This window comes from Loktanella sp. DJP18 (assembly GCF_049310965.1).
GTDB lineage: Bacteria > Pseudomonadota > Alphaproteobacteria > Rhodobacterales > Rhodobacteraceae > Loktanella.
Map to the genome: position 1 here is coordinate 1 of NZ_JBMERN010000171.1, position 6,195 is coordinate 6,195.

Here is a 6,195-nt window from a genome sequence, read left to right on the forward strand (position 1 = left end):
GGTGCAGCGCTACATCGGGCATGGGTCCGTGAAGACGACAGAAAGATATTACTTCCGTTACATCACACAGGAGTAGCAGGTGATCGCCGATGCCGATGGCAATGCCGGACTCTGACTCGACCATCTGAAGACTGATGAAAGCCCGGCCGGAAACGGTGGGGCTTAGTCGTCTCAGGTTAATCGAACCTGTAGTCGCCAATTTTAATTTTGTGCCAGGTCGGCATAGTCGGCGCACGCGGTGACGCATAAAGACGGCATACTATGCCTACTTAATCATCACCCCCTTTTGGGAGTGCATCAGTGCTAAGAGGCGCATCCTCTTTATTTACAAGGGGCAAGTGGCGGAGGGAATGGGTCTGATATCCAACCTTCTCTGGATTCTAAGTTGCTGTTTTTATTACATTGTCCAGCCATCTCGAATCCAGGCTGACGCGAATGGTAATAACTTCCAACACGGTTATTTCTGTTCATCCTTGTCGCGTTGAGCGCGGAAGCCGCACGCCGCACGCCATGAGGCACACCCGCCCCCAAAATGCGATGCAACAAAGATTGCCGAAGTAGAGACGACAGGCATCACTATCAGGGACATGACCACAAGAAGAAGCGAAAGGGCATTCTCGGCGAATTGTTCGACTCTTTAACGCCTGATGCTTGTCGCGCTTCTTCAGTCCTGTGCGTGTCACCATTACGTTCTGGCCCCGTAGGGATCCGTCATGGTGCGGCCCTTCCGTGCGGATCCTTACTGGAGGTCAGATGGACAATCAACCGTGAGGCGGATCGGTCAACTTGCGTCGGCACTGGTCATCCAGAGTCGCCGGAACGAAACGCTGAAGAGACGCGTTCGTTGATCAGCTGCTCGCGGTCCAAGAGGAACTCTCCGATGTGCCAATGCCGGATAAACCGTCGCGCGATGCTCGGCCTTTCAGCTGTCGCGGCGCTGCCGCTGCTGGCCGGATGCGACGACGTCGATCTGGTGTCCGACGAAACGGTCGAGGCGATGGGCCTGGAAGCCTGGGCAGACATCCGGCGGTCGTCTCCGGTTGCGGCGAACGATGATCTGCAGGCAGCGCTGAACCAAGTGTCGACGGGACTTCTGCAGGCAGCCAACGAGGTGCCGGATGCATGGGAGGTCCTCGTCTTTCGCGGACCCGAGATCAATGCCTTCGCACTGCCGGGACGCAAGATCGGCGTCTATGAGGGGATGTTCGGGGTAGTGGCGAACGAGGATCAGCTTGCCGCCATCGTCGGGCACGAGATCGGGCACCTACAGGCGGAACACAGCCAGGAACGCATGAATGCTCAGGTCGCGAAGGGGTGGGGGTTGCGCGCCCTGTCACTGGTCCTGCAACTGGGCGAAGTCGAATACGCCGCCGAGATCGCCGCAGCGCTGGGGATCGGCGTCCAATACGGTCTGGTCTTGCCCTACTCGCGTCGGCAGGAACTCGAGGCCGATCGACTGGGGCTACTCACGATGGCCGGAGCGGGTTTCCGTCCGGAGCAGGCAGTGGCGCTATGGCAGCGGATGGACGCAGCAATATCGGACCGTGCGCCGGAGTTCTTGGCGACGCACCCAGCGCCTCAGTCACGGATCGCCGAGATCGAGGCGATGCTGGCAGAGCTACGCTAATTCCGTCGCTAGCCACGGCATCCTCCGCAGCGCGCATCTTCTGCGCGAAGGTCAGCGTACACGAGACGTCTGGCGCACCATATCCTGTCTGGCCTTATGACCGGCGATAGCCCTCAGGTGGTTAATCTCACTAACGACAACGAAGATGACCTCTGTATTCGCCCGCCAACCGGTAATGTGAAGTAATTCTTCAGGATTTTTGGTGAGAGTCTCATGTGTCAATATGGCGTCTTGGCCTGCCACGAAGTCTGAGGTCAATGCGCTCGGCAGCACCAGAACCTGATCTGGGAACTGAAGGGTAGGTCACGGGCTAAATGACATCAGATGTCAGACCCGGCACGACCCACAGAGTGTCCCTATTCCCTTGGAGACCCTAATGTGGCATTTCGCTGTCAAGCCAAGATCTCAAGCCAAGGACCTCCTCAATGTCTGAATTGTTCGCGCTAGCACAAAGCCCAGAAGTTTGGGTTGCACTGATTACCTTGATAGTAATGGAGGTGGTGTTGGGGATCGACAACCTCATCTTCATCTCGATCCTGACGAATAAGCTGCCGCCAGAGAATCGGGAGCGTGCACGTAAAATCGGCATTGGTTTGGCGCTAGTCATGCGACTTGGTCTTCTAGCTACCGTCGCTTGGATCGTGCAGTTAACCCAACCGGTATTTACAGCGTTCGGTGCTGAAATTTCCTGGAAGGATATGATCTTGATCGCAGGTGGTTTGTTCCTCGTATGGAAAGCTACCAGGGAAATTCATCATGCGATGGACCCGGCCCATGATACCGACAGCCCCGTAACCGCTCACAGGGCTATCGCGTTTGGAAATTTGAGCGCGAAGAGGGCGAACGGAGCGTGAACTTTTGGGCTCTCTCGCTGCGTTCGTGGTCAGTTTTCGATGATTTTCGACCTCTACGTGACGAGACATACCCAAACGCGATTCCCCTGTAACCGCTCAGGCAGTCTCATCCTTTGCTGGAGCCATCGGGCAAATCCTCGTACTTGATTTGGTTTTTTCGATTGACTCGATCATCACAGCGGTTGGCATGACCGAACATATCGAAATTATGATCATTGCTGTCGTTGTCACGGTGATACTAATGCTAGTAGCCGCTACGCCTTTGGCTAATTTTATCGAGCGCAACCCCACAATCGTGATGTTGGCACTTTCATTCTTGCTGCTAATCGGTACCACCTTGATTGCGGAAGGCATGGGTTTTCACGTTCCAAAGGGTTATATCTACGCCGCAATGGCATTCTCGGCAGTGGTTGAAATCTTGAACATGTGGGTCCGAAACCGGCGGACGCGGAGAAAACCGGGGCCTGGGCACTGAGAGACATTAGGACAATGACCCCACCATTAGCTTCGGGGAAAATTGAAATTTAGCGTCCGGATTTTGTCAGGCTTGACAGGAATGCTGCGCGCGGGCTTTGGGATATACAAAGGCTGGCAACAGTAAACCGGGTCGCTGCTGTAAGCGACATGAAAAAGCCTTCATTGCATGCGACGGGTCATACAAATGATCCGCTGCGTGCTGATCACGCGCGACGACTTCTTCCATGAAAAGATGAAAACCATGAACAATCGCGTGCGTAAGACAGCGATGTCAACCATGACGGCGATGCCTATCCTTCTGGCTCTCCCGTCGATCGGCGCATCACAGGAGCTCGAGAGCTTTGCCGTTATTGCGGGACAATCTATCACAAATACCGGTCCTACGACAATTATCGGCAACATCGCCCTCAGTCCCGGAATATCCTACACGGGTTCGGGCAGCGTGACGCAAATCGGTGAGCGGTTCATCGGAGATGCCGTCGCGATCGGTATTCAGAACGATCTGACGACGCTATATACCTACCTCGCGAGTCGTCCTGTTTCGACAGGCGGAAATCTGACTGGGAAGGATCTCGGTGGTCAAACGCTCAAAGCGGGTGTCTACAACTACGATACCTCAGCCGGGCTTTCGGCAAACCAGACCCTGACGTTCGACGCTGAGGGCAATCCAGATGCCATTTTCATAATCAATGTCGGATCCACCCTGACGGTGGGCAGCGGCGCAAAGGTTGTCCTTCGGAACGGTGCCCAGGGCGGCAATATCTTTTATCGGGTCGGCAGCTCTGCCACTCTGAACACCTCGTCCGATCTTGTCGGGCAGGTCGTCGCCCTGACCAGCATCACAATGAACACGGCTGCCCGGCTTGACTGTGGTGCGGCCTTTGCACGGAATGGCTCCGTCACGCTCGATACGAATACTATCGGTCTTTGCGTGCTAGAAGGTGCTGGCTTTGACGATGTCGTCGACGGTGGTACGGACGTCGAACCACCAGTCGCAGGCAGGCCGGATGTCGATTCTCCTGTCGTGGGCGGTCCGGTCCCTGAAATTCCGGTCGGTGAAAGTCCGACAGACGAAAGCCCAGTCGACGGTGGTCCCGTTGTGGAGGCACCCGTGGACGGAACTCCCGTCACGGATGGCGGCGAGCCTGGCCCCGCCCTGACCGGCAACGCGCTTGATCTCGCGATCGCTCTCGCTGAGTTTGTAGCGGAAGGCGGAGTTCTTCCGGTCGGCATTGCCATTTTACCTGCAACACAAGGTCTGGACGAGCTGTCAGTCAGCCTCGGTCAGCTCACCGGCGAAGTCTCGACTGGCATCGTGCCAATCGGACTGCAGTCCATAAATACGTTCATCGATACGGTGATGCAGCAGACCACGACAACCGGTCGTGGGGGGACTATTCCGCCCTTGACACCTGGTGTTCCAGCCCAACCTATTGCCCCGAAAAGTCCGCAGCTTCCCGTGGGTCAGGTGCCGAACCGCTCTGCCGAGGACCAGCTGCTGAAATATGGTCCGGCACCTGTTCTAGCAGCCCCTGCTCCTATCATGCCTGAGGACGTTCCCACATTGGCAGCGACATGGGATATCTGGGCTTCGGCGTATGGCGCTCGCCGCGAAATCGATGGCGATGTAGCAATCGGCTCTCATGACCTGACACTTGACACGAAAGGGCTGGCATTTGGCGTCAACGTTTCACCTGACCTGAACACGCGCATCGGTCTTGCTTTTGCCATCGACAACGGCAGTTTCGCGCTGGCTGACGGGTTTGGCGATGGTTCAAGCGAAGGACTGCTGGTTGCACTTTATGGCCGAACGGCATTCGACAAGGTTTATGTCGAAGGAGCCCTCGCCTATGGGCGCAATGAGTTCTCAACCCATCGCCGCGTGACCATCGCCGGTGAGGATAACTTTGTCGGTGAGGGCACCTCCGAGACCGTCGCAGCTCACGTCGAAGCTGGCTACCAAATGGGCCTTATCACCCCCTTCGTCGCCGTCCGGGCGACGAGGCTGACGCTGCCGGCTTATGCAGAGCAAACCACGGAAGGCGCGTCCACCTACGCCCTGAGTTACGACGAACAGACGGCGAAGTCACTGCGCTCTGAGATCGGGGTTGAGGTCAATCTCGCAGGCCGCGACAATGCCGCGCTCAGCCTGCGTGCCGCCTGGGCGCATGAGTTTGCGGACGTCGATCCAACGCAGACATCACTTCAATCGGTTCCCGGTGTCTCATTCCCGGTCAGCGGTGCAGTCGCAGACAGGAACTCTCTGATCCTCTCGTCGACGGCTGTATTTGGCGAAACTACAGGGTTCTACGCCGGGGCCGGCATCAACGCGGAATATTCGCAGAACGCAGGGGCTTATGGCGGCGCACTGACCGTCGGGTATCGCTGGTAAGGCCCTGTGTCTGCGTATCTGAGGCTTGGGCAATGCCAAGTGGCCGTTTAAACAGGTTGGGGTATTCAAGCTGGGCAGCGTAGGGCGCTACGTCGTCGGAAGCGGAGCCCCTCCCTTTTCGACGGCGGCTGTTCCTCTTCCTGAAGGCATTTTGCTGTTCGGCGCAGCAGTTCGATGCCTGACGACCTGGTAGCGGCGCGCCTCCACCCAACGGCATCGATCGTTCCAAACTGGTTTCAAATGAACCACAGAAAGGGAGGCATTCATGTCAGAGGTTATCATGTTGGCGGTTGATTTGGGTAGGAATACTTATCGCCGAAGACTATGCCAGAAAATGCTATGATCTCGGACAGCATTTCAGACGCGAGTAGCTAACGAACCTGCCCTATTTGTGACGGCAACAGAGTGTTTCCACCGCAATTCCGACAAGAGTTCTCCCATATCGGAGCCGATACCGCTGTTGGCACAAGTCAGACGGAGCGTCCGAAAGTGAATGAAAACGATCGCAAGACCAATTCGCGGAACGCGGATGCAGTACTTGCCCTACCCTCACCAGAAGCATTGCAGAGCCGCCACAAAAGGTCGCAAATTACTCTGCTTTCCTTCGGCTGTGTGCTAATCACCGGGCTCATCGTTCTTTTCGGATAGAATGCCTGACGGCCTCTTTGTCCATTCAGCGTCTGCTACCAGACGGACGCGATCATCGTCGTCCCGGTGCAGCGGCCGCGAATAGCTGCGTCTATGCAGCCCTTGCCCAGGTTGTGACGGCAACTGAGTGTTTCCACTGCAATTCTGTCAAGTATTCTCCCATTTGGAAGCCCGTACCTGACCTCCGTTGTTCACTA

At 56.4% G+C, this 6,195-nt stretch carries 4 protein-coding genes; all 4 read left to right on the forward strand.

The features are described 5' to 3' along the window. Positions 1 to 910: 910 nt before the first annotated feature. The 4 genes from ACOI1H_RS22860 to ACOI1H_RS22875 all read left to right on the forward strand — a co-directional run bounded on the left by ACOI1H_RS22860 (position 911) and on the right by ACOI1H_RS22875 (position 5,350). Complete coding sequence (locus tag ACOI1H_RS22860; RefSeq protein ID WP_422440438.1) at positions 911 to 1,627, forward strand: M48 family metallopeptidase; 717 nt, start codon at positions 911 to 913, stop codon at positions 1,625 to 1,627. Between the two features lie 425 nt (positions 1,628 to 2,052). Then, on the forward strand, positions 2,053 to 2,481 hold the full coding sequence (locus ACOI1H_RS22865) for a TerC family protein (RefSeq protein WP_422440439.1): 429 nt from the start codon (positions 2,053 to 2,055) through the stop codon (positions 2,479 to 2,481). Positions 2,482 to 2,548: 67 nt separating this feature from the next. Continuing rightward, positions 2,549 to 2,956 carry a TerC family protein gene (locus ACOI1H_RS22870; protein WP_422440443.1) on the forward strand — a complete coding sequence of 136 codons (408 nt, stop codon included), beginning with the start codon at positions 2,549 to 2,551 and terminating at the stop codon, positions 2,954 to 2,956. A 198-nt stretch (positions 2,957 to 3,154) separates the two neighbouring features. Continuing rightward, positions 3,155 to 5,350, forward strand: a complete 2,196-nt coding sequence (locus ACOI1H_RS22875) for an ice-binding family protein (protein ID WP_422440441.1) — start codon at positions 3,155 to 3,157, stop codon at positions 5,348 to 5,350. Positions 5,351 to 6,195 lie beyond the last annotated feature (845 nt).

Excerpts from the sequence above, each read along its gene's own strand:
- ACOI1H_RS22860 (WP_422440438.1), top strand. The coding sequence starts at position 911 with ATGCTCGGCCTTTCAGCTGTCGCGGCGCTGCCGCTGCTGGCCGGATGC.
- ACOI1H_RS22865 (WP_422440439.1), top strand. The coding sequence starts at position 2,053 with ATGTCTGAATTGTTCGCGCTAGCACAAAGCCCAGAAGTTTGGGTTGCA.